This is a genomic window from Pseudomonas sp. PGPPP4 (genome assembly GCF_002256045.1).
GTDB lineage: Bacteria > Pseudomonadota > Gammaproteobacteria > Pseudomonadales > Pseudomonadaceae > Chryseomonas > Chryseomonas oryzihabitans.
In genome coordinates this window covers 180794-205910 of record NZ_NKID01000009.1, presented here as the reverse complement: position 1 = coordinate 205910, position 25117 = coordinate 180794, and the positions used below count along the sequence as shown (strand labels likewise).

General features: G+C 64.7%; 28 protein-coding genes and 1 tRNA gene. 20 read left to right on the top strand and 9 right to left on the bottom strand.

What is annotated here, in order from left to right; all coding sequences use genetic code 11:
• The first annotated feature begins 42 nt into the window (after positions 1–42).
• The 9 genes from CFE50_RS17180 (at position 43) to CFE50_RS17140 (ending at position 7561) form a co-directional block, all read left to right on the top strand.
• Positions 43–1185, top strand: coding sequence for a muconate cycloisomerase family protein (locus CFE50_RS17180; protein WP_027601135.1), 1143 nt, complete (start codon positions 43–45; stop codon positions 1183–1185).
• A gap of 23 nt (positions 1186–1208) precedes the next feature.
• Complete coding sequence (catC, locus tag CFE50_RS17175; RefSeq protein WP_042136448.1) at positions 1209–1499, top strand: muconolactone Delta-isomerase; 291 nt, start codon at positions 1209–1211, stop codon at positions 1497–1499.
• Positions 1500–1535: 36 nt separating this feature from the next.
• Positions 1536–2471 carry a catechol 1,2-dioxygenase gene (catA, locus tag CFE50_RS17170; protein ID WP_286736260.1) on the top strand — a complete coding sequence of 312 codons (936 nt, stop codon included), beginning with the start codon at positions 1536–1538 and terminating at the stop codon, positions 2469–2471.
• A gap of 158 nt (positions 2472–2629) precedes the next feature.
• Entirely contained in the window at positions 2630–3364 is a 735-nt protein-coding gene (locus tag CFE50_RS17165) for an SDR family NAD(P)-dependent oxidoreductase (protein WP_286736258.1), read from the top strand.
• A 192-nt stretch (positions 3365–3556) separates the two neighbouring features.
• Positions 3557–4792 (top strand): zinc metallochaperone GTPase ZigA, encoded by a 1236-nt coding sequence (gene zigA, locus CFE50_RS17160; RefSeq protein ID WP_286736256.1) that lies wholly within the window; start codon positions 3557–3559, stop codon positions 4790–4792.
• A 9-nt stretch (positions 4793–4801) separates the two neighbouring features.
• Positions 4802–5713 carry a GTP cyclohydrolase FolE2 gene (folE2, locus tag CFE50_RS17155; RefSeq protein ID WP_286736254.1) on the top strand — a complete coding sequence of 304 codons (912 nt, stop codon included), beginning with the start codon at positions 4802–4804 and terminating at the stop codon, positions 5711–5713.
• A 113-nt stretch (positions 5714–5826) separates the two neighbouring features.
• The gene (locus CFE50_RS17150; RefSeq protein WP_286736252.1) at positions 5827–6090 is read left to right on the top strand and encodes a hypothetical protein; all 264 of its coding nucleotides are present in this window, start codon (positions 5827–5829) and stop codon (positions 6088–6090) included.
• Between the two features lie 268 nt (positions 6091–6358).
• On the top strand, positions 6359–6940 hold the full coding sequence (locus tag CFE50_RS17145) for a YajG family lipoprotein (RefSeq protein WP_286736250.1): 582 nt from the start codon (positions 6359–6361) through the stop codon (positions 6938–6940).
• Positions 6941–7339: 399 nt separating this feature from the next.
• The gene (locus tag CFE50_RS17140) at positions 7340–7561 is read left to right on the top strand and encodes a hypothetical protein (RefSeq protein ID WP_132832720.1); all 222 of its coding nucleotides are present in this window, start codon (positions 7340–7342) and stop codon (positions 7559–7561) included.
• Positions 7562–8008: 447 nt separating this feature from the next.
• On the opposite strand, the gene CFE50_RS17135 is transcribed toward CFE50_RS17140, so the two are convergent.
• Positions 8009–8096: transfer RNA gene (locus CFE50_RS17135), tRNA-Ser, on the bottom strand.
• Positions 8097–8223: 127 nt separating this feature from the next.
• On the opposite strand from CFE50_RS17135, the gene CFE50_RS17130 reads away from it, so the two are divergent.
• The 7 genes from CFE50_RS17130 (at position 8224) to CFE50_RS17100 (ending at position 12352) form a co-directional block, all read left to right on the top strand.
• A complete protein-coding gene (locus CFE50_RS17130) occupies positions 8224–8892 on the top strand; it encodes a Bax inhibitor-1/YccA family protein (protein ID WP_007162313.1) in 669 nt (222 codons plus the stop codon).
• A gap of 49 nt (positions 8893–8941) precedes the next feature.
• Entirely contained in the window at positions 8942–9337 is a 396-nt protein-coding gene (gene tusD, locus CFE50_RS17125) for a sulfurtransferase complex subunit TusD (protein ID WP_241808973.1), read from the top strand.
• A gap of 1 nt (position 9338) precedes the next feature.
• A complete protein-coding gene (gene tusC, locus CFE50_RS17120; protein ID WP_241808975.1) occupies positions 9339–9695 on the top strand; it encodes a sulfurtransferase complex subunit TusC in 357 nt (118 codons plus the stop codon).
• The gene (gene tusB, locus CFE50_RS17115; RefSeq protein WP_286736247.1) at positions 9692–9991 is read left to right on the top strand and encodes a sulfurtransferase complex subunit TusB; all 300 of its coding nucleotides are present in this window, start codon (positions 9692–9694) and stop codon (positions 9989–9991) included. The genes tusC and tusB overlap by 4 nt, the downstream gene beginning before the upstream one ends.
• Positions 9992–9993: 2 nt before the next feature.
• The gene (locus CFE50_RS17110) at positions 9994–10305 is read left to right on the top strand and encodes a TusE/DsrC/DsvC family sulfur relay protein (protein WP_007162309.1); all 312 of its coding nucleotides are present in this window, start codon (positions 9994–9996) and stop codon (positions 10303–10305) included.
• Complete coding sequence (locus tag CFE50_RS17105; protein WP_286736245.1) at positions 10302–11285, top strand: glycosyl transferase family protein; 984 nt, start codon at positions 10302–10304, stop codon at positions 11283–11285. Before CFE50_RS17110 ends, CFE50_RS17105 begins: the two co-directional genes overlap by 4 nt.
• Before the next feature lie 65 nt (positions 11286–11350).
• Complete coding sequence (locus CFE50_RS17100) at positions 11351–12352, top strand: glutathione S-transferase family protein (RefSeq protein WP_286736244.1); 1002 nt, start codon at positions 11351–11353, stop codon at positions 12350–12352.
• Positions 12353–12355: 3 nt separating this feature from the next.
• On the opposite strand, the gene cysG is transcribed toward CFE50_RS17100, so the two are convergent.
• Genes cysG through CFE50_RS17075 form a run of 5 tightly spaced genes read right to left on the bottom strand, consistent with a single transcriptional unit; the run spans position 12356 to position 19537 of the window.
• Positions 12356–13750 carry a siroheme synthase CysG gene (gene cysG / locus CFE50_RS17095; RefSeq protein ID WP_286736242.1) on the bottom strand — a complete coding sequence of 465 codons (1395 nt, stop codon included), beginning with the start codon at positions 13748–13750 and terminating at the stop codon, positions 12356–12358.
• Positions 13750–15027: a serine--tRNA ligase gene (serS, locus tag CFE50_RS17090; protein WP_027597797.1), complete on the bottom strand. Its 1278-nt coding sequence runs from the start codon at positions 15025–15027 to the stop codon at positions 13750–13752. Before serS ends, cysG begins: the two co-directional genes overlap by 1 nt.
• Before the next feature lie 47 nt (positions 15028–15074).
• Positions 15075–16403 carry a replication-associated recombination protein A gene (locus CFE50_RS17085; protein ID WP_027601146.1) on the bottom strand — a complete coding sequence of 443 codons (1329 nt, stop codon included), beginning with the start codon at positions 16401–16403 and terminating at the stop codon, positions 15075–15077.
• A gap of 9 nt (positions 16404–16412) precedes the next feature.
• Complete coding sequence (gene lolA, locus CFE50_RS17080; protein WP_007162303.1) at positions 16413–17036, bottom strand: outer membrane lipoprotein periplasmic chaperone LolA; 624 nt, start codon at positions 17034–17036, stop codon at positions 16413–16415.
• Between the two features lie 17 nt (positions 17037–17053).
• Complete coding sequence (locus tag CFE50_RS17075; protein ID WP_286736239.1) at positions 17054–19537, bottom strand: DNA translocase FtsK; 2484 nt, start codon at positions 19535–19537, stop codon at positions 17054–17056.
• Between the two features lie 256 nt (positions 19538–19793).
• On the opposite strand from CFE50_RS17075, the gene aat reads away from it, so the two are divergent.
• The 3 genes from aat (at position 19794) to infA (ending at position 21539) form a co-directional block, all read left to right on the top strand.
• Positions 19794–20483 carry a leucyl/phenylalanyl-tRNA--protein transferase gene (gene aat, locus CFE50_RS17070; protein WP_044342335.1) on the top strand — a complete coding sequence of 230 codons (690 nt, stop codon included), beginning with the start codon at positions 19794–19796 and terminating at the stop codon, positions 20481–20483.
• Positions 20484–20518: 35 nt separating this feature from the next.
• Positions 20519–21226 (top strand): arginyltransferase, encoded by a 708-nt coding sequence (locus tag CFE50_RS17065; protein WP_007162300.1) that lies wholly within the window; start codon positions 20519–20521, stop codon positions 21224–21226.
• Positions 21227–21320: 94 nt separating this feature from the next.
• The gene (infA, locus tag CFE50_RS17060; RefSeq protein WP_002553999.1) at positions 21321–21539 is read left to right on the top strand and encodes a translation initiation factor IF-1; all 219 of its coding nucleotides are present in this window, start codon (positions 21321–21323) and stop codon (positions 21537–21539) included.
• 71 nt (positions 21540–21610) lie between these two features.
• Here the strand turns inward: infA and clpA are convergent, their stop codons facing one another.
• Together clpA and clpS are read right to left on the bottom strand one after the other, a co-directional pair.
• Positions 21611–23881: an ATP-dependent Clp protease ATP-binding subunit ClpA gene (gene clpA, locus CFE50_RS17055; protein WP_241808989.1), complete on the bottom strand. Its 2271-nt coding sequence runs from the start codon at positions 23879–23881 to the stop codon at positions 21611–21613.
• A 48-nt stretch (positions 23882–23929) separates the two neighbouring features.
• Positions 23930–24286 (bottom strand): ATP-dependent Clp protease adapter ClpS, encoded by a 357-nt coding sequence (gene clpS, locus CFE50_RS17050; RefSeq protein WP_007162298.1) that lies wholly within the window; start codon positions 24284–24286, stop codon positions 23930–23932.
• A gap of 222 nt (positions 24287–24508) precedes the next feature.
• Here clpS and cspD point away from each other — a divergent pair, with 222 nt between their 5' ends.
• Positions 24509–24784 carry a cold shock domain-containing protein CspD gene (cspD, locus tag CFE50_RS17045; RefSeq protein ID WP_007162297.1) on the top strand — a complete coding sequence of 92 codons (276 nt, stop codon included), beginning with the start codon at positions 24509–24511 and terminating at the stop codon, positions 24782–24784.
• Between the two features lie 2 nt (positions 24785–24786).
• On the opposite strand, the gene CFE50_RS17040 is transcribed toward cspD, so the two are convergent.
• Positions 24787–25107, bottom strand: a complete 321-nt coding sequence (locus tag CFE50_RS17040) for an Rdx family protein (protein WP_286735209.1) — start codon at positions 25105–25107, stop codon at positions 24787–24789.
• Positions 25108–25117 lie beyond the last annotated feature (10 nt).

The following is a 25117-nucleotide window of genomic DNA, read 5'->3' as shown; positions in this document are numbered from 1 at the left end:
ACAAGAACGCGCGGCAACCACCGCCCCTGATGGATTTGGCCCATGATCAGCATCGAACGCCTGGACACCTGCCTCGTCGACCTGCCCACCATCCGCCCGCACAAGCTGGCCATGCATACCCTGCAGCGGCAGACCCTGGTACTGTTGCGCCTGACCTGCAGCGACGGCAGCCAGGGCCTCGGCGAAGCCACCACCATCGGCGGCTTGGCCTACGCCGGGGAGAGCCCGGAAAGCATCAAGACCAACCTCGATACCTATCTGGCGCCCCTGGTGATCGGCCAGGACGCCGACAACCTCAATGCCGTGATGCAGCGGGTCGAGCGCAGCGTGCGCGCCAATACCTTCGCCAAGTCGGCCCTGGAGACCGCTCTGCTCGACGCCCAGGGCCAGCGTCGCGGCCTGGGCATCGCCGAACTGCTCGGCGGCCGGGTGCAACAGGGGCTGGAGGTGGCCTGGACCCTGGCTAGCGGCGACACCGGCAAGGACGTCGCCGAAGCCGAACGCATGCTCGACCTGCGCCGCCATCGCCATTTCAAACTCAAGATCGGCGCGGCCGAACCGGCCCGGGACATCGCCCACGTCGCCGCCATCAAGCGCGCCCTGGGCGATCGCGCCAGCGTGCGGGTCGACGTCAACCAGGCCTGGAGCGAAGGCGTGGCCTTGCGCGCCTGCCAGGCCCTGGCCGACGCCGGGGTGGAATTGATCGAACAGCCGGTGCCGCGCCATGACGTCCAGGCCCTGGCCCGGGTCAGCGCCCGCAGTCCGGCGCCGGTGATGGCCGACGAAGCCATCGAGAGCCTCCCCGACGCTTTCGCCCTGGCCCGTGCCGGTGCCGCCCCGGTGTTCGCCCTCAAGATCGCCAAGACCGGCGGTCCTCGGGCGGTGCTCAAGGTCGCCCACCTGGCGCAGGCGGCCGGAATCGGCCTCTATGGCGGCACCATGCTCGAAGGCAGCATCGGCACCCTGGCCTCGGCCCATGCCTTCGCTACCCTGGAGCGGCTGGACTGGCACAGCGAACTGTTCGGTCCACTGCTGCTCACCGAGGACATCCTCGTCGAGCCGCCGACCTATCGCGACTTCCAGCTGCTGCTACCCCAGGGTCCCGGCCTCGGCGTCAGCCTCGACGAAGACCGCCTCGCCCATTTCCGTCGCGATCGCAGCAGCCTCGCCGTCGCCACCGCCTGATCACGCCCCGTGGAGGATTCACCATGCTGTTCATGGTCCGCATGACCGTCAAACTGCCCCACGACCTGCCTGCCGCCGACGCCACGCGACTCAAGCAGGCGGAAAAGGAACTGGCCCAGGAGCTCCAGCGCCAGGGCACCTGGCGCCACCTCTGGCGGATCGCCGGGCTCTACGCCAACGTCAGCATCTTCGACGTGGCCGATACCCAGGCGCTGCACGATACCCTGCTGCAACTGCCGCTCTACCCCTATATGGAGATCGAGGTCACCGCCCTGTGCCGACACCCCTCCTCCATCCACGCCGACGACCGTTGATTGGCCGCCCATAACAACAACACCGAGGATCGCTCCATGACCCTAGCCCTTTCCCAGACCGCCGATGTGCAGAAGTTCTTTGAAGTCGCCAGCGGCTTCGAGCAGGACGCCGGCAATCCGCGCCTCAAGACCATCGTGCACCGTATCCTCACCGACAGCATCCGCATGATCGAGGACCTGGAGGTGACGCCCGAGGAATTCTGGCAGGCGGTGAGCTACTTCAACGACCTGGGCGCGCGCCAGGAAGCCGGACTGCTGGTCGCCGGCCTCGGCCTGGAGCACTACCTGGATCTGCTGCTGGATGCCCAGGACGAACAGGCCGGCCGCACCGGTGGCACCCCGCGCACCATCGAAGGCCCGCTCTATGTGGCCGGTGCCCCTCTGTGCGAAGGCGAAGCCCGGCTCGATGATGGCCAGGACGCCGGCGTGCCGCTGTTCATGACCGGCCAGGTGCGCGACACCGAGGGTCGCCCGCTGGCCGGCGCCCTGGTGGACGTCTGGCACGCCAACACCGGCGGCACCTATTCCTACTTCGATCCGGCGCAGTCCGAATTCAACCTGCGCCGACGCATCCGCACCGACGCCGAGGGCCGCTACGCCTTCCGCAGCATCGTGCCCTCCGGCTACGGTTGCCCGCCGGACGGCCCCACCCAGCGCCTGCTCGACGGCCTCGGCCGCCATGGCCAGCGCCCGGCGCACATCCACTTTTTCATCTCCGCTCCCGGCCATCGCCACCTGACCACCCAGATCAACCTGGCCGGCGACAAGTACCTGCACGATGACTTCGCCTACGCCACCCGCGACGAACTCATCGCCGACATCCACTTCCACGACGACGCCAACGCCGCCTGCGCCCGTGGCCTCGACGGCAGCCAGTTCGCCGAAATCGACTTCGACTTCGAATTGCAGCCCGCCGAAGAACCCACCGCCGAGCAGCGCAGTGCCCGCCCGCGCGCCCTCGAAGAAGCCTGAAGGCACCCTGTCCTCATCGGTCCGCCGGTGAGGACAGGACCATCGATTGCCCCACCTGTCCTGCTTGGGCATAGTGAACCGGCCTGCCAGACGCCGGAGTCACCCACCATGCCCGTCCTGTCGCCCCTCGTCCGCCCCGCTGCCTGCCGGGGTCGCCCATGACCCAACGCACCATGCTGCTCACCGGTGCCAGTCGCGGAATCGGTCACGCCACGGTCAAGCTGTTCCGCAGCCTGGGCTGGCGTCTGCTCACCGTCTCCCGCCAGCCGTTCTCCGAAGAATGCGCCTGGCCGGAAGCCCGCGACGCGCACATCCAGGCCGATCTCGCCGACCTCACTCAGATCGATCGCCTGGTCGCCACGGTCCGCGAGCGCCTGCCCAGCGGCAAGCTGGATGCCCTGGTCAACAATGCCGGCATCTCGCCCAAGGGGCTGGATGGCGGTCGCCTCGGGGTAGCCGCGTCGGATGCCGAGACCTGGACCCGCGTCCTCAACGTCAATCTGGTTTCCACCGCCCTGCTGGCCCGCGCCCTGCTGCCGGAGCTTGAAGCCGCTCGAGGCAGCATCGTCAACGTCACCTCCATCGCCGGTTCGCGGGTGCATCCCTTCGCCGGAGTGGCCTATGCCGCCTCCAAGGCAGGCCTGGCCGCGCTGACCCGGGAACTGGCCCATGAATTCGGTCCCCGTGGCATCCGCGCCAACGCCATAGCACCGGGCGAGATCGCCACCTCCATCCTCTCCCCCGGTACCGATGGCCTGGTGGAAGCCGAGGTCCCGCTCAAGCGCCTGGGCACTCCCGACGAAGTGGCCGAGACCATCTACTTCCTCTGCAGCGAACGCTCCTGCTACATCAACGGCGCCGAGATCCATATCAATGGTGGTCAGCACGTCTAGATGGCACCTGTGGTTGAGGGCAGCCCACCTGGATAGATGGCAAGCCGCTTGAGCCCCCCACCCGATTAGCGGCAGAAGGCACCGTACAGGGCATAAGTACGTCCTTAACTCGCTTAAATGTTATGTTATAACATGCTAACTCCTGAGCTTCTGCTACAGGGATGCCCCGCCCTACGACCTACCCTAGCCGTGATGATCATGACGACCCAAGCCAACCTCTCAAGCCAGAAACTCCCTGTCACCGTGCTCTCCGGCTTTCTCGGCGCCGGCAAGACCACCCTGCTCAACCATATCCTCAACAACCGCGAAGGCCGGCGAGTGGCGGTCATCGTCAACGACATGTCCGAGGTCAATATCGACGCCGCCCTGGTCCGCGACGGTGGCGCCGAGCTGTCGCGCACCGAGGAAAAGCTGGTGGAGATGAGCAACGGCTGCATCTGCTGCACCCTGCGCGAAGACCTGCTGCTGGAAGTCGAACGCCTCGCCCGCGATGGCCGCTTCGATCAGCTGGTCATCGAATCCACCGGGATCTCCGAGCCGCTGCCCGTGGCCGAAACCTTCACCTTCGCCGGCGAAGACGGGCGCTGCCTGGGCGACGTCGCCCAGCTCGACACCCTGGTCACCGTGGTGGATGCTTTCAACTTCCTGCGCGACTACGCCTCCAGCGATCTCCTCGAGTCCCGCGGCGAATCCCTAGGCGAGGAAGACGAACGCACCGTGGTCGATCTGCTGATCGAGCAGATCGAATTCTGCGACGTGCTGGTGGTGAACAAGCTGGACCTCATCGAGCCGGCGGAACGCGATCGCCTGCTGGCCATCCTGCGCAGCCTCAACCCCCGTGCACGACTGGAACTGGCCAGCTTTGGCGCCGTACCGCTGGAGAGGGTGCTGCAGACCGGACTCTTCGACTTCGATAAGGCCGCCCAGGCGCCGGGCTGGCTGCAGGAGCTGCGCGGCGAACACACCCCCGAGACCGAGGAATACGGCATCTCGAGCTTTGTCTACCAGGCGCGCCGCCCCTTTCATCCCGAGCGCTTCTTCGCTCTGGTCGAGGAGGAATGGCCCGGCGTGATCCGCTCCAAGGGCTACTTCTGGCTAGCCAGCCATCCCGCCCATGCCGGCACCTGGTCCCAGGCCGGCGCCGTGGCCCGGCATGGCGTGGCTGGACGCTGGTGGGCCGCGGTACCCCCCGAGCAGTGGCCGGAGGATGAAGAAACCGTGGCGATCATCAAGGAGAAATGGCACGCCGGTGTCGGTGATGCCCGCCAGGAACTGGTGCTCATCGGCATGGACATGGACGAACCCGCCCTGCGCGCCCGCCTGGATGCCTGCCTGCTGACCGACGAGGAGCTCGCCGCCGGCCCCGTGGCCTGGACGCGTCTGCACAACCCCTTCAGCGACTGGCCCCAAGCCACCGATCTGCACTGAGCCCTGCCCATGAACGCCATCCTTCCCGATGTCTCCCTCAGCGAGACCGCTACCCTGCCTGCCGCCCTCGACTGGGTCGGCATGCAGGGTATCGACCTGCCGATCCGCCTCGGCCACGGCCACGGCGAACTCGACGGCCTCTTGCCCGCCAGCGCCGACGTCCAGGTCGACCTGCCCGCGGCCACCGCCAAGGGCATCCACATGTCCCGGCTCTATCAGCTGCTGGATCGCTTGGGCAGCGTAGCGCCTCTGACACCCGAGCACCTGCGTCTGCTGCTGAGCGACATAGTCGCCAGCCACCGCAGCTGCGATTCCCGCGCCGCCCGCCTGCGGCTGGATTTCGCCCTGCTGATCCGCCGCCCCGCCCTGGTGACCCCCGAACTGAGTGGCTGGAAACGCTATCCCGTGCGGCTGGAAGCCAGCTGGGTGGCTGGGGTCTTCCAGCTCAGCGCCCGCGTCGAGATCCGCTACTCTTCCACCTGCCCCTGCTCCGCCGCCCTGTCCCGGCAACTCATCGAACGGGCCTTTCTCGCGGAGCACGGGACCGCCATCCAGCTCGATCCAGCCACCGTCGCCCACTGGCTAAGACGTCACGCCTCCCTGGCCACCCCGCACAGCCAACGCAGCCTGGCCAAGGTGCGGATCAGCCTGCCGGCCGGGGCAACCGACTTCGGCCTGCTGCCCCTGATCGACCGATGCGAACAGGCCCTAGGCACGCCGGTGCAAACGGCCGTCAAGCGCGCCGACGAACAGGCTTTCGCCGCCCTCAATGGCAGCAACCTGATGTTCGTCGAGGACGCCGCCCGCCGCCTGCTGGTCGCCCTGCGTGATAGCTACCGGGATGTAAACATCCAGGTGCGCCATCTGGAGAGTCTGCATCCGCACGATGCGTCCGCCTGGGCCTCCAGCTCGCCCGCTTGACCAGGGCGTCTCTGCAGCTTTCCTTTCAAAACGGCCCCTTTACCGCTTTACTGCAAACGAAGCGGTCGCTCTGGGCGGCCATTCCCTCTCTCTCAATTCAGGAGCGCTTCTCGATGAAATCACGCCTTACCGCAGCCACCCTGACCGTTTTGCTGAGTGTCCTCGGCACGGGCGTCGCGCTGGCCGAAAGCCCGGTGGAAAAGAGCGTCCGCCAGGACGGCCGGGACGTGAGCAAGGACGCCCGCCACGATCGCAAGGAAGTCGACAAGGGTGCGGCCCATGCCGCCGACGAAGCCGACCGCACCGATACCCACCTGGACAAGGAACGCCACCGCGAAGACAAGAAGGTGGACAAGGAATACAAGAAGACGCTGTAGCGCGCCCGGGTCGGGGCAGAGCCTGGGGACTATTTTGTCCTTGAACTCTGTGCCTTCCCTTGAGGCTGCGTGAGTTCCGGCCGCTGAAAGGCAGGTAATCCCCTGGCCTGCTTACCCCACTGATAAAGCGTGCCAGGTGCATCCACCCGGCTACAGAGCCCGGCAATCGACTCGCGGCCACCCGGATATTTGGTGATATGCGTCACATTATTTTGGCATGACGGACCTGATGGCTTAGACTGCGCGCCTTTCGAAAAAGGAGTTTCGCATGAAGCCGTCTCATCTCTTGTTCATCACCTTCGCTGCGCTGCAACTGGCCGGTTGCGCCATCGGCCAGAAGGTCGACTACCGCCAGACCGCCCCGCAACTCACCGTCAAGGCTGACAAGCCAGTCGCCGTCGCGGTACTCGATGAGCGCCCCTACGTGGTCGCCCAGAACAAGGACGCCACCTACGTCGGCAACATCCGCGGTCTCTACTACAACCCCTGGAGCGTCCGCACCTACAGCGGCAGCCCCCTCTCCGCCGACCTGCAGGACGCCGTGCAAAAGGCGCTGGCCCGCGCCGCCATCACCGCCATGCCCAGCCAGACCAGCGACCGCGCACCCCAGGGTCAGAAGCTGTTGGTGCTCAAATTGCGGGAATGGAAATCCGACGCCTACATGCGCGTCCGCTTCGACTATGACGTCATCACCCAGGTCCTCGACGACCAGGGCAAGGTGCTCGCCAGCGACGAGATCAAAGGCAGCGGCCCGACCAACAACGTCATCCTCTCGGGCACCCAGGTCCTGACCAACGCCATCGACGCACCGGCCATCGCTGCCGCCCTGGCCAAGGGCAACACGCCCTGACTGGGACGCTGCACCTCGGCCTGGAAAAAGCCCGCTTCGCGCGGGCTTTTTCATGTCCAGATGTTGGAATTGGATGCGCAGCGAAGCGTATCGCACTGCCATAGATACGAACGCCGTGGCGCAGGAGGTGTTTCAGCCTAGTTGCAGTAATCGGCGGCGGCATGTGGGAGGAGGAAGACCGGAGTACAAAGTCGTCAGACAGGATAGCGGGCGAAAACGGTATTCACTTGAGCTGAGCGCAACGCTCAGCGGTGGACTGCGGTATCGCGCTGAATGGCGACGTCTTACCGCGGTGACGGGAGCCTCGTTGACCGTGAGCAGCAAACGACCAACCGCACTTCTGCCACCTGTGGTTGTCAGACCACCTCATTCGACGTGGACCTGGACTAGGCAAGCAACATGAATGCGCCTGTGAAAGAACAGAAGGTGATCAATGCGATTGCCATAGGAACCTGCGTAGCAGCAATGGTCTTGCTGTTGAGCTTCGCTGAAGCCACAATCGCGGCCAATAGCTGGGTGCCGCAGCCCAGTACCGAAACTGAAAAGGATATTTCAGTTGCGCTATCAATTGACAAGGACAGTGACGCTCTTCGAGTCGAGGCCCCACGGCCGGCTAAATAGCGTCCCGTTTAAATCTGCACTCATTCGTCCAGGGACGCTAGCCAGCGATCAGGCCATATTGGCGCTCACCTTGGGTGCCATGTGTATCGGGCTGGCAACCATCTTCGTGGTGGCCATGGTAGCCAGCTGACGATGGGACGTGACCAGGGTCGTCAGCTGCAGCGGGTGACCGCTAGTTTGACGATGCTTGGCACGCCCTGCCTCAGGCCGTCCTGCCTGCTCATCTCAAAGGGCAATTCCCCACGATCGTACTCAGCTCAAGCCTGGCCCTCGTTTGAGGACCAGGGTTGCCGCGATGCTCACCCGCATCAGGTCGAGGGCTATAGAAGGTCAGGCATCAGCGCTATTCCGAAAGAAATTCGGAACTCCTCCTTTCCCTCGCCCGCCGGCTCTTGAAATTCGACCCTGCAGACAGCAAAAAGCCCCGTAAGAACAGGGCTTCGCAGATGGCGGAAGCGCAGAGATTCGAACTCTGGGACCCTTGCGAGTCGGCGGTTTTCAAGACCGCTGCCTTAAACCACTCGGCCACACTTCCGTAAGAGGGGCGCATAGTACCTGATGGCAACACACTGTCAAACAGTCGCAAGCGATCCTTAAGCAACATTTGCTATCTTCGGGGTCGTACGGTACATCACACCGTTAATTTAGCTTTGGAGTACACCATGAACGAGCGTCAATACGCCTACAACCCTGCTATCGCGCAACCGCGGGACGTCAGCCGTGTATTGCGCAACACCTATGCCCTGCTGGCCATGACTCTGGCGTTCAGCGGCCTGGTCGCATTCGTCTCGCAGCAGATGCGGCTGCCCTACCCCAACATCTTCGTGGTCCTGATCGGCTTCTATGGCCTGTTCTTCCTGACCGTGAAGACCCGCGACAGCGGCTGGGGTCTGGTCAGTACCTTCGCCCTCACCGGCTTCATGGGCTACACCCTGGGCCCGATCCTGAACATGTACCTGGGCCTGCCCAACGGTGGCAGCGTGATCGCCTCCGCTGCCGGCATGACCGCCCTGGCCTTCTTCGGCCTGTCGGCCTATGCCCTGATCAGCCGCAAGGACATGAGCTTCCTCAGTGGCTTTCTGATGGCGGGCTTCTGGATCCTGCTGGGCGCCGTGGTGCTGTCCTTCTTCGTCCAGATCAGCGGGCTGCAACTGGCCATCAGCGCGGGCTTCGTGCTGTTCGCCGCCGCAGCCATCCTGTTCCAGACCAGTGCCATCGTGCACGGTGGTGAAGACAACTACATCATGGCTACCATCACCCTGTACGTCTCGATCTACAATATGTTCATCAGCTTGCTGCAGATCTTCGGATTCGCCAGCAACAACGATTGATCACCAGCGGTAGCCCAAGAGGCCCGCTTCGGCGGGCCTTTTTACATCCATGAAATTTGCCATCGTTGTCCTTTCTCCACCCCAGGCGCCTTCGGCGCGTCGGGCCCTGCGCTTCTGCGAGGCGCTGCTGGCCGGGGGTCACGAGCTGTCGCGCCTCTTTCTCTACCGCGACGGCGTCCATAACGCCTCTCACGCCCTGGTCAGTGGCCAGGACGAATCCGATCTGCCCGCCCGTTGGCGCGAGCTGATCGAACGCCACCAGATCGACGCCGTGGTCTGCATCGCCGCCGCCCTCAAGCGCGGGCTGCTGGACGAGAACGAAGCGCGGCGCTACGAACGTGAGGGCGCGGTGAACGTACGGGCGCCCTGGCAGCTGTCCGGTCTGGGCCAGCTGCATGAGGCGGTGCAGAACGCCGATCGCCTGCTCTGCTTTGGAGGCGACTAGCATGGCCAGGAGTACTCTCGTCATCTCCCGCCAACCGGCCCTGAGCGGCCCTGGCCCGCGCGAGGCACTGGATATCGTGCTGGCCGGTGGCGCCTTCGAATTGCCCCTGGCACTGCTGTTCGCGGGCCCCGGGGTGACCCAGCTGCTGGCGGTCGACAGCGCTGCCCTCGAGCAGAAGGACCTGAGCGCCAACCTCTCCGCGCTGCCGCTGTTCGGTGTCGAGGCCATCTACGCTGAAGCCGCCGCCCTGCAGCGCCTGGGCATCACGCCGGAGCAGTTGCCCGCCTGGGTGACTCCGCTGGAGCCCGAGAGGCTGATGGCGCTGATCCACGACCATGACCAGGTGATTTCCATTTGACTACCCTGCACCTGTTTTCCCGCTCGCCGCTGCTGGGCGCCGGTGCCCTGGACGGCCTGAGCTGGGTCCGCGGCGAGGACGCCGTTCTGCTCACCGGCGCTGCGGTCGAGGCCCTGCGCCCTGGCAGCGCGGCGGCCGACTTGTTGACGCAACTGCCAGCCGAGGCGGCCCTCTATGCCCTGGCGGAAGACGTCCAGGCGCGTCGCCTGCAACCCGAGCGGGCCGTGACCCTGATCGACTACCCCACCTTCGTCGACCTGAGCGTGAGCTGCGCCAAGGTCATCAGCTGGACCTAGCCATGCCTCTCGACCTCGACCCCGAAGGCTATCTGCGCGACCTCTCCCAGTGGAGTCCCGAAGTAGCCCAGCAACTGGCACTCAAGGAAGGCATCGAGCTGACCGAGCGCCACTGGCAGGTACTGCAGGCGCTGCGTGACTTCTACGCACAATTCCAGCTTTCACCAGCCAACCGGCCGCTGATCAAGTACATTGCCCAGACGCTGGGCCCGGATCTGGGCACCAGTCTGCAGCTCAACCTGCTGTTCAAGGGCGCGCCGGCCAAGCTCGGCGCCAAACTGGCCGGCCTGCCGAAACCGGATAATTGCCTATGACCCTCACCACGCCCGAAGAACACCCCTTCGCCGTCTATGTCCGGGCCCTGGGCAAGGGCAAGCGCGGCGCCCGCAGCCTGACCGAGGCCGAGGCAGAAATGGCCATGGGCCTGATCCTCGACGGCCAGGTGACCGAAGCCCAGCTCGGCGCCTTTCTCATGCTGCTCAGACACAAGGAAGAGAGCGCCGAGGAGCTGGCCGGCTTTACCCGCGCCGTCCGGGCGCGGCTGCAGCCGCCAGGCTTCACGGTCGACCTCGATTGGCCCTCATACGCTGGCAAGAAGCGTCACCTGCCCTGGTACCTGCTGGCGGTGAAATGCCTGGCCGGCAGTGGCGTGCGGGTGGTCATGCATGGCGGTGGTACCCACACCGCGGGCCGACTCTATACCGAACAGTGCCTGGCCAACCTGGAGATGCCGACCGCCACTGACTGGCAGGACGTCGGCGCCCTGCTCGATCGCGGTCAGCCGGCCTTCCTGCCGCTGGCCGCCTGGATGCCGGCCCTGCAGCGGATGATCGATCTCAAGGCCGAGCTCGGCCTGCGCTCGCCGATCCACTCCCTGGTGCGGCTGCTCAATCCCAGCCAGGCACGCTGCATCCTGCAGAGCATCTTCCACCCGGGTTACCAGGAGGTCCATCGCGAGGCCAGTCGCCTGCTGGGTGATGACAGCATCGTCATCAAGGGCGAAGGCGGTGAAGTCGAGCGCAATCCCGATGTAATCGCTCACCTTTACGGCACCCGTGGTGGCGAAGCCTGGGACGAAAGCTGGCCGGCGCTGACAGAGCGTCGCCAGGTCAAGCCGGAGCGCCTCGATCCGGCCCTGCTCGCCGCCACCTGGCGCGGGCAAGCGGAAGACCCCTATGGGCGCTTGGCGGTCATCGCCACCCTGGCCGTGGCCCTGCGCGCCCTGGGCCAGGACCAGGCCAGCGCCCAGCGCGAAGCCGAGCGACGCTGGGAAACGCGTGATCGGACGCTCTGACGTCGCCTCAGGAACCCGGAGCGGCTCCCCGGGTTCCTAACCGCAACGCAGCGGAGGATGACGATATGGGCTTGTTGGTCGATGGGCAGTGGCAGGACCGCTGGTATGACAATGGCAAGGATGGCCATTTCAAACGGGAAGAAGCCCAGCGCCGGGACTGGATCGCCCGCCCCGAGCAGGCCATTCCGCAAGGCGCCTCGCGCTACGCCCCGGAAGCCGGGCGCTACCACCTCTATGTGTCCCTGGCCTGTCCCTGGGCGCACCGCACCCTGATCTATCGCCAGCTCAAGGGCCTCAGGGACCTGATCGGCGTCTCGGTGGTCAGCTGGCTGATGCGCGAGGAAGGCTGGACCTTCGACCTGGCCAAGGGCTCCAGCGGTGACGACCTCTATCACCTCGAGCGTCTCTACCAGCTCTATCAGCGCGACCAGGCCGACTACACCGGCCGGGTCACGGTGCCGGTGCTCTGGGATCGCCAGGAGGAGCGCATCGTCAGCAACGAATCCGCCGAGATCATCCGCATGTTCAACGGCGCCTTCGACGAGCTGACCGGCAATCGCCTGGACCTCTACCCGGAGGCCCTGCGCGGGCGCATCGACGCCCTCAACGAGCGCATCTATCCGACGGTCAACAACGGCGTCTACCGGGCTGGCTTCGCTACCACCCAGGAGGCCTACGAAGAGGCCTTCGACGAGATCTTCGCCACCCTCGACGACCTGGAAAAGCTGCTGCAGACCCAGCGCTATCTCACCAGCGAATGGCTGACGGAAGCCGATTGGCGCCTGTTCACCACCCTGATCCGCTTCGACGCCGTCTACCACGGCCACTTCAAGTGCAACCTGCGGCGCATCCGGGACTATCCGGCGCTACAGGGCTGGCTGAGGGAGCTGTATCAGTGGCCGGGGATCGCCGAAACCGTGGACTTCGAGCACATCAAGCACCACTACTACGGCAGCCATGCGCAGATCAATCCGACCGGTATCGTACCCAAGGGGCCGGCCCTGGAGCTGGATCTGCCCCATGGCCGCGAGGCCCTGAGCAGTGCCGGCATCCAGGGCGCGGTCTAGGTGTCAGACCGCCGTCTGGGCGCCTTCGAACCAGGCCAGCTTTTCGCGCAGTGCCACCACTTCGCCGACGATCACCAGCGTTGGCGCGTGGACTTCATGCTCGGCAACCAGCTGCGGCAGATCCTGCAGGGTACCGGTGAACACCCGCTGATTGAGCGTGGTGCCCTGTTGCACCAACGCCGCCGGCGTCGCCGGATCCTTCCCATGGGCGATGAGTTGTTCGCAAATCGTTGGTAGCCCCACCAATCCCATGTAGAACACCAGGGTCTGCCCCGGCGCCACGAGATCGGTCCAGGGCAGATCGGCCGAGCCGTCCTTGAGATGGCCGGTGACGAAGCGCACCGACTGGGCATGGTCCCTGTGGGTCAGGGGAATGCCGGCATAGGCCGCACAGCCACTGGCCGCGGTAATGCCCGGCACCACCTGGAAGGGAATGCCTTCGGCCGCCAGCTCCTCGATCTCCTCGCCCCCGCGACCGAAGATGAAGGGATCGCCTCCCTTCAATCGCAGGACCCGCTTGCCCTCCCGGGCCAGCTTGACCAGCAGGCGATTGAGATCATCCTGCGGCACCGCATGCTCGGCGCGACGCTTGCCGACATAGATGCGATCGGCATCGCGCCGGCACATGTCGAGGATGGTTGGGGCCACCAGGCGGTCGTAGAGCACTACGTCGGCCTGCTGCATCAGCCGCAGGGCGCGGAAGGTCAGCAGATCCGGATCGCCGGGACCGGCGCCGACCAGATAGACCTCGCCGCGAAAGGTGGCGGTCTCGCTGGTCAGCTTGGCTTCCAGCAGCTGTTCGGCCGCCTGGGGCTGGCCGGAAAAGACCTTTTCCGCGACCTCGCCCTGGAACACCTCTTCCCAGAAGATCCGCCGCGCCTGCAGATCGGCGAAGCGCGTCTTCACCCGGGCGCGAAAGCGCTGGGCCAGTTGCGCCAGCTGCCCGTAGGTCGCCGGGATCCAGCTCTCCAGCTTGGCCCGCACCAGGCGCGCCAGCACCGGGGCGTCACCGCCGCTGGAAATGGCGATCACCAGGGGCGAACGATCGACGATGGCCGGGAAGATCACGGTGCACAGCTTCGGCGCATCCACCGCGTTGACCGGCAGGCCCAGGGCCTGGGCATCGTGGGACACCCTCTCGTTGACCTCGTCATCGTCGGTGGCCGCGATCACCAGGCAATGTCCGGCGAGATGGTCCGCCGCATAGCGCTCGACCCGGCAACTGCCGCCCCGCGCCTCGACGAAGGCGCGCACCTCCGGCTCGATCTCCGGCGCCACCAGGGTGATGAGCGCGCCGGCTTCGGCCAGCAGCACGCTCTTGCGCAGGGCGATATCGCCCCCGCCGATCACCAGTACCGGACGGCCGTCGAGCTTGTGGAAGAGCGGCAGGTAGTCCATCAGCCGATGACCTCGAGGCCACCCATGTAGGGCTTGAGGACGTCGGGAACGCGGATGCTGCCATCCGCCTGCTGATAGTTCTCCAGCACGGCGACCAGGGTACGACCCACGGCCAGGCCGGAGCCGTTGAGGGTATGCACCAGCTCGGGCTTGCCCTCGGCATTGCGATAGCGGGCCTGCATGCGGCGCGCCTGGAAGTCACCGCAGTTGGAGCAGGACGAGATCTCGCGATACTTGCCCTGGCTCGGCACCCAGACTTCCAGGTCGTAGGTCTTGGTGGCGCCGAAGCCCATGTCGCCGGTGCACAGCGACAGCACCCGGTAGGGTAGCTCCAGGCGCTGCAGTACGGTTTCGGCGTGGCCGGTCAGCTCTTCCAGGGCCTGGAAGGAGGTGCTCGGCTCGACGATATGGACCATCTCCACCTTGTCGAACTGGTGCTGACGGATCATGCCGCGGGTGTCGCGCCCCGAGGCCCCGGCTTCGCTGCGGAAGCAGGGGGTATGGGCGGTGAACTTGAGCGGCAGACGCTTGGCGTCGAGGATCTGGCCGGCGACCAGGTTGGTCAGGGTGACCTCGGCGGTGGGGATCAGGTAGAGATCGCTCTCGCCTTCGCGGCCGATCTTGAACAGGTCTTCCTCGAACTTGGGCAACTGACCGGTGCCCTGTAGGGTTTCGGCCTGCACCAGGTAGGGCGTATAGGTCTCTTCGTAGCCGTGCTCGCCGGTGTGCAGGTTGAGCATGAACTGCGCCAGGGCGCGGTGCAGACGGGCGATGGGGCCACGCATCACGGCGAAGCGGGCGCCCGAGAAACGTGCGGCGGTCTCGAAGTCCAGCCAGCCGTGGGTCTCGCCCAAGGCGACGTGATCCTTGATCTCGAAGTCGAACTCACGCGGCGTGCCCCAGCGACGGACCTCGACGTTGTCGTCTTCGTCCTTGCCGACCGGCACCGAGGCGTCGGGCAGGTTGGGCAGGCCCAGCAGAAGGGCATCCAGCTCGCCCTGGACGAGATCCAGCTCGCGCTTGGCTTCTTCCAGTTCGCTACCCATGCGATCGACCTCGGCCAGCAGCGGCGCGATGTCTTCACCGCGCGCCTTGGCCTGGCCGATCCCCTTGGAGCGGGCGTTGCGCTCGGCCTGCAGGGTCTCGGTGCGGGTCTGCACGGCCTTGCGACGAGCTTCCAGCGACTCCACCAGGCTGACGTCCAGGACGTAGCCACGGGTCGCCAGACGCGCGGCCACCTCCTCGGTTTGGGTGCGAACCAGTTTCGAATCAAGCATGTCCGTTTCTCTTGCTTAGGAATGGGGGCAACGGCGCGGGCGGGGGGTCAGGAACGCCGCCGGCGCTGGCGCGGGCTGGACCGGTCGAGGTCCGCCAGGTGCTGCAGTTTATCGCGGATCTTCAGCTCCAGCCCACGGGGAACCGGCTCATAGTAGCGGCGCGGCTCGAGCTCTTCGGGAAAGTAGTCCTCGCCCGCGGCATAGGCCTCGGGCTCATCGTGGGCATAGCGGTATTCGTCGCCGTAGCCGAGATTCTTCATCAGTTTGGTCGGTGCGTTGCGCAGGTGCAGCGGCACCTCGCGCGAGCCGTTCTGGCGCACATCGGCCAGGGCGGCCTTGTAGCCCAGGTAGACGGCATTGCTCTTGGGCGCGCAGGCCAGATAGACGATCGCCTGGGCGATGGCCAGCTCGCCTTCCGGACTGCCCAGGCGCTCCTGTACATCCCAGGCGTCCAGGCACAGGCTCAGGGCGCGCGGATCGGCGTTGCCGATGTCTTCGCTCGCCATGCGCACCACGCGCCGAGCGATGTACAGCGCATCGCAGCCACCGTCGATCATCCGCGCGAACCAGTAGAGCGCGCCATCGGGATTCGAGCCCCGCACCGATTTGTGCAGCGCGGAGATCTGGTCGTAGAAGGCCTCGCCACCCTTGTCGAAGCGCCTGCGCTGATCGCCCAGCAGACTCTGGAACAGCTCGGCATCCAGGACACCGCCGTCCTCGGCCAGGTCCGCGGCGTTCTCCAGCAGGTTGAGCAGCCGGCGACCGTCGCCATCGGCGGCGGCCAGCAGCAGCGCCAGGGCGTCGTCGGGCAGACTCAGCTGGCGCTCGCCCAGACCCTTGGCGCTGGTCAGGGCGCGGCGTGCCAGGCCGCCGAGGGCCTCGTCGTCCAGGCTCTTGAGCACATAGACCCGCGCCCGCGAGAGCAGCGCGTTGTTCAGCTCGAAGGAGGGATTCTCGGTGGTCGCCCCGATGAAGATCAGGGTGCCGTCCTCGACATAGGGCAGAAAGGCGTCCTGCTGCGACTTGTTGAAACGATGCACCTCGTCGACGAAGAGGATGGTGCGGCGGCGATACTGGGCAGCCTGCTGCTTGGCCACCTCCACCGCGTGGCGGATCTCCTTGACCCCGGAGAGTACCGCCGACAGCGTTTCGAAATGGGCATCGGAGACCTGCGCCAGCAGCCGCGCCAGGGTGGTCTTGCCCACCCCGGGCGGCCCCCAGAAGATCATCGAATGCAGCGCACCCTGCTCCAGCGCCTCGCGCAGGGGCTTGCCCCGCGCCAGCAGGTGCTGCTGACCCGCGTATTCATCGAGGGTCTCGGGACGCATGCGGGCAGCCAAGGGCTGCCCGACGGGTGCGGTGCTGAAGAGATCCATGGGGTGCGATCACTCCTGGATGACGTCGGCTCCCTTGGGCACCTGGAAGGTGAACTGGGACGCGGCCACCGGCTCGTTGAGCTTGACGTTGAAGAAGAGGATGTTGGTTCTCTGACCGGCACCGTCGATCAACTGCATGTCGTTGATCACGCCGTTGCGGAAGGACAGCCGCAGACTGTCGAACAGGGTGTCCTTGGTCTTGGGCTTGAGCACGAAGTCGACGACGTTGCCGGCGTCCTTGCTGGTGACGTCGAAGCTGCTTTCGATCTTGGAGATGTCGCCCGACAGGAGCAGCGCCGGCGTCTGGGTCAGGCGCAGGTCCAGCTTGCGAATGGTGACCTGCTCCAGGTCCGGGTCGTACAGCCAGACCTGCTTGCCATCGGACACCAGCAGCTGCTCCTGGGGGGCATCGGAATGCCAGCGGAACAGCCCGGGACGCTTGAGGCTCATGTTGCCGGCGGTTTCCTGCAGGCGGGTACCCGAGCCATCCAGCGTCAGTTGCGAAAAGCGCGCGGTCAGGGTCTGGGCCTTGTCCAGCAGTTGCGACAGGCGACCCACCGACGCCTGGTCGGCATGGGCGGAAAAGCTTACGGCGGCCAGGGCGGCCAGGGCGAAGCAACGCAGCTTGTGCATCGAGGTCCTCATGGATGTCAGTCTCTCACCGGAGCAGGCGCTGTGACCTCACGCGAGCCGTTGGTGTTCATGGGCGATACGACACCGGCCATTTCCATGGTTTCGATCATGCGTGCCGCCCGGTTGTAACCGATCTTGAGCTTGCGCTGGACCGCGGAGATGGAAGCCCGGCGACTCTCGGTGACGAAGCGCACGGCTTCGTCGTAGAGCGGATCGTCCTCGTCGCTCTCGCCGCCTTCGCCACCACCCCCCTCGAAGCCTGCCCCGCCGCTCTCGTCCGGGCCGCTGAGGATGTCTTCGATGTAGTCGGGGGCGCCGCGCTCCTTCCAGGCCTCGACCACGCGATGGACCTCGTCGTCGGACACGAAGGCGCCATGGACGCGAATCGGCAGGCCGGTACCCGGCGGCAGATAGAGCATGTCGCCGTGACCGAGCAGCTGTTCGGCGCCGCCCTGGTCGAGAATGGTCCGGGAGTCGATCTTGCTCGACACCTGGAAGGCCATTCGCGTGGGAATGTTGGCCTTGATCAGACCGGTGATGACGTCCACCGAGGGGCGCTGGGTGGCCAGGATCAGGTGGATACCGGCGGCCCGTGCCTTCTGCGCGATCCGCGCGATCAGCTCTTCGACCTTCTTGCCGACGATCATCATCATGTCGGCGAACTCGTCCACCACCACCACGATGGTCGGCAGGGTCTTCAGCAGCGGCGCCTCGTCGTCCATGCTCTCGCGACGATAGAGCGGATCGGTCAGCGGCGTGCCCGCTTCCTCGGCGTCCTTCACCTTGCGGTTGAAGCCGGCCAGGTTACGCACACCCATGGCCGCCATCAGCTTGTAGCGCCGCTCCATCTCCGCCACGCTCCAGCGCAGGGCGTTGGCGGCTTCCTTCATGTCGGTGACCACCGGACAGAGCAGGTGCGGAATGCCCTCGTAGATCGAGAGTTCCAGCATCTTGGGGTCGATCATGATCAGCCGCGCGTCTTCCGGGCTGGACTTGAACAGGATCGACAGCAGCATGGCGTTCACGCCCACCGACTTACCGGAGCCGGTGGTACCGGCGACCAGCAGGTGCGGCATCTTGGCCAGGTCGGTGATGACCGGCTTGCCGCCGATGTCGTGACCCAGGGCCAGGGTGACGGGCGACTTGGCCGCGGCGTACTCGGGCGATTCGAGCACCTCGGAGAAGCGCACCATCTGGCGATCCTCGTTGGGAATCTCGATCCCCACGGTGGTCTTGCCGGGAATGACTTCCACCACCCGGACGCTGAACACGGCGAGCGAACGCGCCAGGTCCTTGGCCAGGTTGGAAATGCGACTGACCTTGACCCCGGCCGCCGGCTGGATCTCGAAGCGGGTGATCACCGGGCCGGGATGGACGCTCTCGACCAGCACCTCGACGCCGAACTCCTTGAGCTTGACCTCCAGCAGGCGCGACATGTTTTCGAGGAATTCCGGCGAGTAGCTCTGCTGTTTCTTCTCGGCGCGATCCAGGATCGACAGCGGCGGCAGGGTGCCCTCCAGGTCCGCATCGACACGGGTAACAGCGGCTGCCGGCGCATAAGGCGCAGGGGCTGGCGCCGGCGCAGCCTTGCGCGGCGGCGGGCTGGGCATGGCCACGCTAGCAGCTGCCGCGACGGGGGCAGCAGCCACTGGCGCGGGCTCCGCCGGCTCGGCGACGAAGCGACTTGGCGCCGGCATCTCGATGCGCGGCGCGGCGCGCTCGACCCGCGGTGGGGGCGCGATGTCGAGCAGGTCGTCGAGGTCTTCGTCGGCGACCGGAACCGGCACGTCGCGCGCCTTGCTCTTGCGGGCGACCGGCGGCGACACCGGTTCGTCGAAGACGTCCAGTTCCGGAGCCTGACGACGACCGCCGGCCAGGCGGCTGAAGCCCCCCTGCACCAGATCCAGCAGGTCGAGCACGACCTTGCCGGTGAAATCCATCACCTTGAACCAAGACAAGTCGGTGAAGACGGTAAGCCCCAGCAGGAACAGCGCAAGGAACAGCAGCGTGCTGCCTTGGACATTGAGCGCGGCGACCGACAGCTGCCCGAGGCTCTCGCCCAGCGCGCCGCCGGCGGACGCCGGCAGCGCCGAGGCCGCATGGAAATGGATGTAGGCCAGTACCGAACCCGAGATCACCAGCAGCACCAGGCCGGTCAGCCGCCAGGAAAACAGCCAGCCGCTCCATTCCCAGGGCAGATGCCGCTTGCGGAAGATCTGCCAGGTCTTGACGGCGAGCAGTACGGGAAACACGAAGGCGAAATAGCCGAGGGCCATGAACAGCACGTCGGCCAGCCAGGCGCCGGCGCGGCCCGCGGTGTTATGGACCTGATCGATGCGGCTGGTGTGGGTCCAGCCCGGATCGGAGGGGTCGTAGCTCAGCAGAGCCATGAGCAGATACAGGCACAAGGCGGCCAGTGCGATGAGCACCACCTCCTTGAGACGATAATGCAGATGCTCACGCCATTGGTTGACGTGGCTGACAGAACTGGATTGCTTCAAGCGCGCTTTTCCCGCACACGGAACGTGTGACCGTGAATCAAAAACAGTGCGCCATTCTAGATCGCCCGGGCCCTGCTTCTACAGTCCCGCGGCGAAACATGGCACGATAGCGGCCGGCCGTACCGGAACCGCCTTCAGGCACAACATTGGAGCATTCTTTCGTTGTCCTGACAAAGAGTTATGACGATTTCTTGAGCTTGTTACGCACAAGCGGCACAGCTTCGGCTCCACCCATCAGAAGGCGCCCTCCCCTACCATGGTGAAATGGCTGACCCGCGAAAGCCCTGACTTTCCGCCGCTGCAGCAGGCGCTACGCGAACCCAACGGCCTGCTGGCCATCGGCGGCGACCTGAGTGCGGCGCGCCTGATCAGTGCCTATCGACATGGCTGCTTCCCCTGGTACCAGGCCGGCCAGCCCCTGCTCTGGTGGTCGCCGGATCCGCGGACGGTGCTCTTTCCGCCGGATCTGCACGTTTCCCGCAGCCTGGCCAAGACCCTGCGCAAGACGCCGCTGCGGGTCACCTACGACCAGGCGTTCGAGCGGGTGATCCTGGCCTGCGCCGGTCCGCGCCGCGATGCGGACGGCACCTGGATCACCGCGGAGATGCGTCAGGCGTACCAGCAACTGCACACCCAGGGCTGGGCCCACTCCGTGGAGGTCTGGGACGGCGACCAGCTCGTCGGCGGCCTCTATGGCATCGCCATGGGCAAGCTGTTCTTCGGCGAATCCATGTTCAGCCACGTCGACAACGCCTCCAAGATCGGCTTCGTGACCCTGGTCCGGGACCTCGCGGCCTGGGGCTTCGTGATGATCGACTGCCAGATGCAAACCGCACATCTGCAGAGTCTCGGTGCGAGCAGTCTCTCTCGGGAACGCTTTGCCGAATACCTGGCCAAATACCTGGATCAGGCCAGCATGGCCGCCTGGCCTACCTCCTGCGGGTGACTTACACTCAGGCTAGGCTTATGTAGAGGTTCGACATGACCGAGCTGGCGAGACTCAAGTTCTACGCAACCCAGCCTCACGCTTGCAGTTACCTGCCCAACGAGCAGGCGACCACGCTGTTTCTCGACCCCTCGCAGCCCATGAACGGTCAGATCTACGCGGAGTTGTCCGAACTGGGCTTCCGCCGCAGCGGCGACCACCTCTATCGCCCGCACTGCCAGCTCTGCAAGGCCTGTGTCCCCGCCCGCATTCCCGTCGCCCGCTTTCGCCCCAGCCGCAAGCAGAATCGCGTCCTCAAGCGCAACCTCGACATCAAGGTCAGCCGTTGCGACCCGGGCTTCACCGAAGAACGCTATCAGCTGTACGCCCGCTACATCAGCGAGCGGCACGCCGACGGCGACATGTTTCCGCCGAGTCGCGGCCAGTTCTCCACCTTCCTGGTCAGCAACCTGCCCTACGCCTTCTTCTATGAGATGCGTGTGGAAGATCGCCTGATCGGGATCGCCGTCACCGATGTCCTGCCCAACGGCATGTCGGCCGTCTATACCTTCTACGATCCCAGCGAGGAGAAGCGCAGCCTCGGCGTCTTCGGCATCCTCTGGCAGATCGCGGAATCCCGGCGCCTCGGCCTGGATGCGGTTTATCTCGGTTACTGGATCAAAGGGTGTCGCAAGATGTCCTATAAGACCGAGTATCGCCCCATCGAGCTCTTCGTCAATCAGCGCTGGGTCGCCCTGGCCTGACGAAATAGCGCTTTTTCTGAATTTCTGTCAGAATATGGGCCTTTTTCGCCCGGACTGCTCTGGGCCTATCTTGTCACCGAGGGCTTTTCTATATATGTCGAAAGAAGACAGCTTCGAAATGGAAGGTACTGTCGTCGACACCCTGCCCAACACCATGTTTCGCGTGGAGTTGGAAAATGGGCACGTCGTCACCGCGCACATCTCCGGAAAGATGCGTAAGAACTACATCCGCATCCTGACGGGTGACAAGGTTCGCGTGGAGCTGACGCCTTACGATCTGAGCAAGGGCCGGATCACCTACCGCGCGCGTTAAGCCAATCCTTTCATGAAAAAGCCCGGCGATGCCGGGCTTTTTCATGAGCGATTGTAAACCGCGACCTGCCCTCAGGCAGGTTCGGCCGTGGTCTCGAACTCGAACTCCAGTTCGTCGTTCACCGCGTCGATGTGCACGATACCGCCATGGTCGGCCAGATCGCCAAACAGGATCTGCTCGGCCAGCGGCCGCTTGATCTTGTCCTGGATGAGGCGCGCCATGGGACGAGCACCCATCTGCACGTCATAGCCACGCTCTGCCAGCCAGCCACGGGCCGAATCGCTGACCTCGAGCTGCACACGCTTGTCTTCGAGTTGCGCCTGGAGTTCGGTGAGGAACTTGTCGACGATGCTCTTGATGACTTCGGTGCTCAGGCGGCCGAACTGGATGATGGTGTCCAGACGGTTGCGGAACTCCGGCGTGAAGCTCTTCTTGATGACTTCCATGGCATCCGTGGTGTGATCCTGCAGCGTGAAGCCTATGGAGGCACGGGATGCGGTTTCGGCACCGGCGTTGGTAGTCAGGATCAGGATCACGTTACGGAAGTCGGCCTTGCGACCGTTGTTGTCCGTCAGGGTGCCATGGTCCATGACCTGCAGGAGCAGGTTGAACACCTCGGGGTGGGCCTTCTCGATCTCGTCGAGCAGGAGCACGCAGTGCGGCGTCTTGGTGATGGCCTCGGTCAGCAGACCACCCTGGTCGAAACCGACATAGCCGGGAGGTGCACCGATCAGCCGGGACACGGTGTGCCGTTCCATGTACTCGGACATGTCGAAGCGCACCAACTCCACACCCATGGCCTTGGCCAGCTGCCGCGCCACCTCGGTCTTGCCCACGCCGGTGGGACCGGCGAAGAGGAAGGAGCCGACCGGCTTGTCCGGCGATTTCAGACCGGCACGGGACAGCTTGATGGCGGTGGACAGGGATTCGATGGCCAGGTCCTGACCGAACACGGTCAGCTTGAGGTCACGCTCCAGGTTACGCAGCAGCTCCTTGTCGGAACTGTTGACGGTCTTGGGGGGAATCCGCGCGATCTTGGCGACGATGTCTTCGACCTGCTGCACGTCGATGCGCTCGGCGCGACGATCCTCGGGTTGCAGGCGCTGATAGGCGCCGGCTTCGTCGATGACGTCGATGGCCTTGTCGGGCATGTGGCGGTCGTTGATGTAGCGAGCGGCCAGCTCGGCTGCCGCACGCAGCGCCTCATCGGTGTACTCGATGTGGTGATGCTGCTCGAAGCGCCCCTTGAGGCCACGCAGGATGCCGTAGGTGTCGTCCACCGAGGGCTCGACCACATCGACCTTCTGGAAGCGCCGAGCCAGTGCCCGGTCCTTTTCGAAGATGCCGCGGAATTCCTGGAAGGTGGTGGAGCCGATGCAGCGAATCTCGCCGGAGGACAGCAGCGGCTTGAGCAGGTTGGAGGCATCCATCACCCCGCCCGAGGCCGCACCGGCACCGATGATGGTGTGAATCTCGTCGATGAAGAGCACGGCATGGGGCCGCTTCTTCAGCTCGGCCAGCAGCGCCTTGAATCGCTTTTCGAAGTCGCCACGGTACTTGGTGCCGGCCAACAGGGCACCGAGGTCCAGCGAGTAGACCACGCTGTCCGCCAGCAGGTCGGGGACCTGACCGTCGACGATGCGCTTGGCCAGGCCTTCGGCGATGGCGGTCTTGCCGACCCCGGCCTCACCCACCAGCAGAGGGTTGTTCTTGCGACGCCGGGCGAGGATCTGGGCAACGCGCTCGACTTCGTGCTCGCGACCGACCAGCGGGTCGATGCGGCCCTGCCGCGCCTGCTCGTTGAGGTTGCTGGCATAGGCTTCGAGCGGGTTGTTGGAGGAACTGGGTTCGGCACCCTCCTCCTCGGCGGCGTCCTGATCCTGTTCGGCTTCGGGGGCGGCGCCGGGCACCTTGGAGATGCCGTGGGCAATGAAGTTGACCACGTCGATCCGCGCCACGCTCTGCTGCTTGAGCAGGAACACCGCCTGACTTTCCTGTTCGCTGAAGATGGCGACCAGGACGTTGGCCCCGGTCACTTCGCGCTTGCCCGAGCTCTGCACATGGAAGACCGCACGCTGCAGGACCCGCTGGAAGCCCAGCGTCGGTTGCGTTTCGCGCTCGTCATCCTGCTGTGGAATCAGGGGGGTGGTGGAATCTATGAATTCCAACAGATCGCGACGCAGGCGATCGATGTTGGCGCCGCAGGCTCTCAACACGGTGGCGGCCGCTTCGTTGTCCAGCAGCGCCAGCAGGAGGTGCTCAACGGTCATGAATTCATGACGCTTCGTCCTCGCCTCCTTGAAGGCGAGATTCAGGGTGACTTCGAGCTCACGATTCAACATAGCTTCACCTCATAGCCCAAGCAGCACAGTAGCCCAAGCAGCACAGATCTAACTTTCGATTTCGATTTCACACAGCAGCGGGTGGTTGCACTCCCTCGCATATTGATTGACTTGCATGGCCTTGGTTTCAGCGACATCGCGAGTAAATGTTCCGCAGACCGCCTTTCCCTGAGTATGCACAGTGAGCATCACCTGGGTAGCCGCTTCGCGGTTCATGCTGAAGTAGCGTTCCAGCACCTCGACGACGAACTCCATCGGGGTGTAGTCATCGTTATACATCAGAACGCGATATCTGGCTGGCCGTTTTAGTGCAGGTTTGGCTTCCTGCACCGCCAGGCCACCGTTGTCGCCGTCCTGATGTTCGTTGTCGTCCGCCGCCAGTCGGATGGGGTCGATTACACGCATTCTGATCGATTCCGAATTACGGGATGAATAGCAGGAAAAAAAGAGCTTGATCCACGTCTCAGCCGCCTAGTGCCTTGCCTTGACTAAGACTGAAAGGGTGTTACAAACATCCTGTACCCGACGAGGTACCAAGGGTTCCGTTGTAGTGGCGTCTGTGTGGATTCACTGGAACTGTAGTCGAATGATACTCCAGGCTTGGAGTCCTTTGCAGAGGGAGCCGGTATGCTCAGTGGCAAGGTCAAATGGTTCAACAACGCCAAAGGATATGGCTTCATCGTTGCAGATAACAGTGATGAAGACCTATTCGCTCATTACTCGGCCATTCAGATGGACGGTTACCGCACACTCAAGGCGGGCCAGGCGGTCAACTTCAATATCGTTCAGGGTCCCAAGGGCCTGCACGCCGTCGAGATTCGCGCGGCCGAAGTGAGCGCACCCGCCGCCGCGCCGGTCACCAATACCCTCGATGTACGGGATACGGTCAGCTCGGAAGCCTGATCTCACGCCCCTTCGGGGGCGCCATCCTCGCCTTCGCGCCGCTGTCCTTCGCTGTGCCCCAGATCGCGTTCCGGAAACACCAGGTCCCTGACCCGGTTCTTCAGCGTTCTGGCATCGGGAAAGCCGCCATCCCGCTTGCGCTCCCAGAGCACCTCCCCGCCACAGGCGATCTCGAACACGCCACCGGTCCCCGGTAGCAGCGTCACCCCACCCAGATCGGTACCAAAGGTGCTGAGCAGCTCCTGAGCCAGCCAGCCCGAGCGCAGCAGCCATTGGCACTGGGTGCAGTAGTGGATGGTGATGACAGGTTTGGCGTTCGCCACGGTACACCTC

What these genes read in the sequence shown, in the direction of transcription:
- CFE50_RS17180 (WP_027601135.1), top strand. Translation starts at nt 43, where the DNA reads ATGATCAGCATCGAACGCCTGGACACCTGCCTCGTCGACCTGCCCACC.
- catC (WP_042136448.1), top strand. Translation starts at nt 1,209, where the DNA reads ATGCTGTTCATGGTCCGCATGACCGTCAAACTGCCCCACGACCTGCCT.
- catA (WP_286736260.1), top strand. Translation starts at nt 1,536, where the DNA reads ATGACCCTAGCCCTTTCCCAGACCGCCGATGTGCAGAAGTTCTTTGAA.
- CFE50_RS17165 (WP_286736258.1), top strand. Translation starts at nt 2,630, where the DNA reads ATGACCCAACGCACCATGCTGCTCACCGGTGCCAGTCGCGGAATCGGT.
- zigA (WP_286736256.1), top strand. Translation starts at nt 3,557, where the DNA reads ATGATCATGACGACCCAAGCCAACCTCTCAAGCCAGAAACTCCCTGTC.
- folE2 (WP_286736254.1), top strand. Translation starts at nt 4,802, where the DNA reads ATGAACGCCATCCTTCCCGATGTCTCCCTCAGCGAGACCGCTACCCTG.
- CFE50_RS17150 (WP_286736252.1), top strand. Translation starts at nt 5,827, where the DNA reads ATGAAATCACGCCTTACCGCAGCCACCCTGACCGTTTTGCTGAGTGTC.
- CFE50_RS17145 (WP_286736250.1), top strand. Translation starts at nt 6,359, where the DNA reads ATGAAGCCGTCTCATCTCTTGTTCATCACCTTCGCTGCGCTGCAACTG.
- CFE50_RS17140 (WP_132832720.1), top strand. Translation starts at nt 7,340, where the DNA reads ATGAATGCGCCTGTGAAAGAACAGAAGGTGATCAATGCGATTGCCATA.
- CFE50_RS17130 (WP_007162313.1), top strand. Translation starts at nt 8,224, where the DNA reads ATGAACGAGCGTCAATACGCCTACAACCCTGCTATCGCGCAACCGCGG.
- tusD (WP_241808973.1), top strand. Translation starts at nt 8,942, where the DNA reads ATGAAATTTGCCATCGTTGTCCTTTCTCCACCCCAGGCGCCTTCGGCG.
- tusC (WP_241808975.1), top strand. Translation starts at nt 9,339, where the DNA reads ATGGCCAGGAGTACTCTCGTCATCTCCCGCCAACCGGCCCTGAGCGGC.
- CFE50_RS17110 (WP_007162309.1), top strand. Translation starts at nt 9,994, where the DNA reads ATGCCTCTCGACCTCGACCCCGAAGGCTATCTGCGCGACCTCTCCCAG.
- CFE50_RS17105 (WP_286736245.1), top strand. Translation starts at nt 10,302, where the DNA reads ATGACCCTCACCACGCCCGAAGAACACCCCTTCGCCGTCTATGTCCGG.
- CFE50_RS17100 (WP_286736244.1), top strand. Translation starts at nt 11,351, where the DNA reads ATGGGCTTGTTGGTCGATGGGCAGTGGCAGGACCGCTGGTATGACAAT.
- cysG (WP_286736242.1), bottom strand. Translation starts at nt 13,750, where the DNA reads ATGGACTACCTGCCGCTCTTCCACAAGCTCGACGGCCGTCCGGTACTG.
- serS (WP_027597797.1), bottom strand. Translation starts at nt 15,027, where the DNA reads ATGCTTGATTCGAAACTGGTTCGCACCCAAACCGAGGAGGTGGCCGCG.
- CFE50_RS17085 (WP_027601146.1), bottom strand. Translation starts at nt 16,403, where the DNA reads ATGGATCTCTTCAGCACCGCACCCGTCGGGCAGCCCTTGGCTGCCCGC.
- lolA (WP_007162303.1), bottom strand. Translation starts at nt 17,036, where the DNA reads ATGCACAAGCTGCGTTGCTTCGCCCTGGCCGCCCTGGCCGCCGTAAGC.
- aat (WP_044342335.1), top strand. Translation starts at nt 19,794, where the DNA reads ATGGTGAAATGGCTGACCCGCGAAAGCCCTGACTTTCCGCCGCTGCAG.
- CFE50_RS17065 (WP_007162300.1), top strand. Translation starts at nt 20,519, where the DNA reads ATGACCGAGCTGGCGAGACTCAAGTTCTACGCAACCCAGCCTCACGCT.
- infA (WP_002553999.1), top strand. Translation starts at nt 21,321, where the DNA reads ATGTCGAAAGAAGACAGCTTCGAAATGGAAGGTACTGTCGTCGACACC.
- clpA (WP_241808989.1), bottom strand. Translation starts at nt 23,881, where the DNA reads ATGTTGAATCGTGAGCTCGAAGTCACCCTGAATCTCGCCTTCAAGGAG.
- clpS (WP_007162298.1), bottom strand. Translation starts at nt 24,286, where the DNA reads ATGCGTGTAATCGACCCCATCCGACTGGCGGCGGACGACAACGAACAT.
- cspD (WP_007162297.1), top strand. Translation starts at nt 24,509, where the DNA reads ATGCTCAGTGGCAAGGTCAAATGGTTCAACAACGCCAAAGGATATGGC.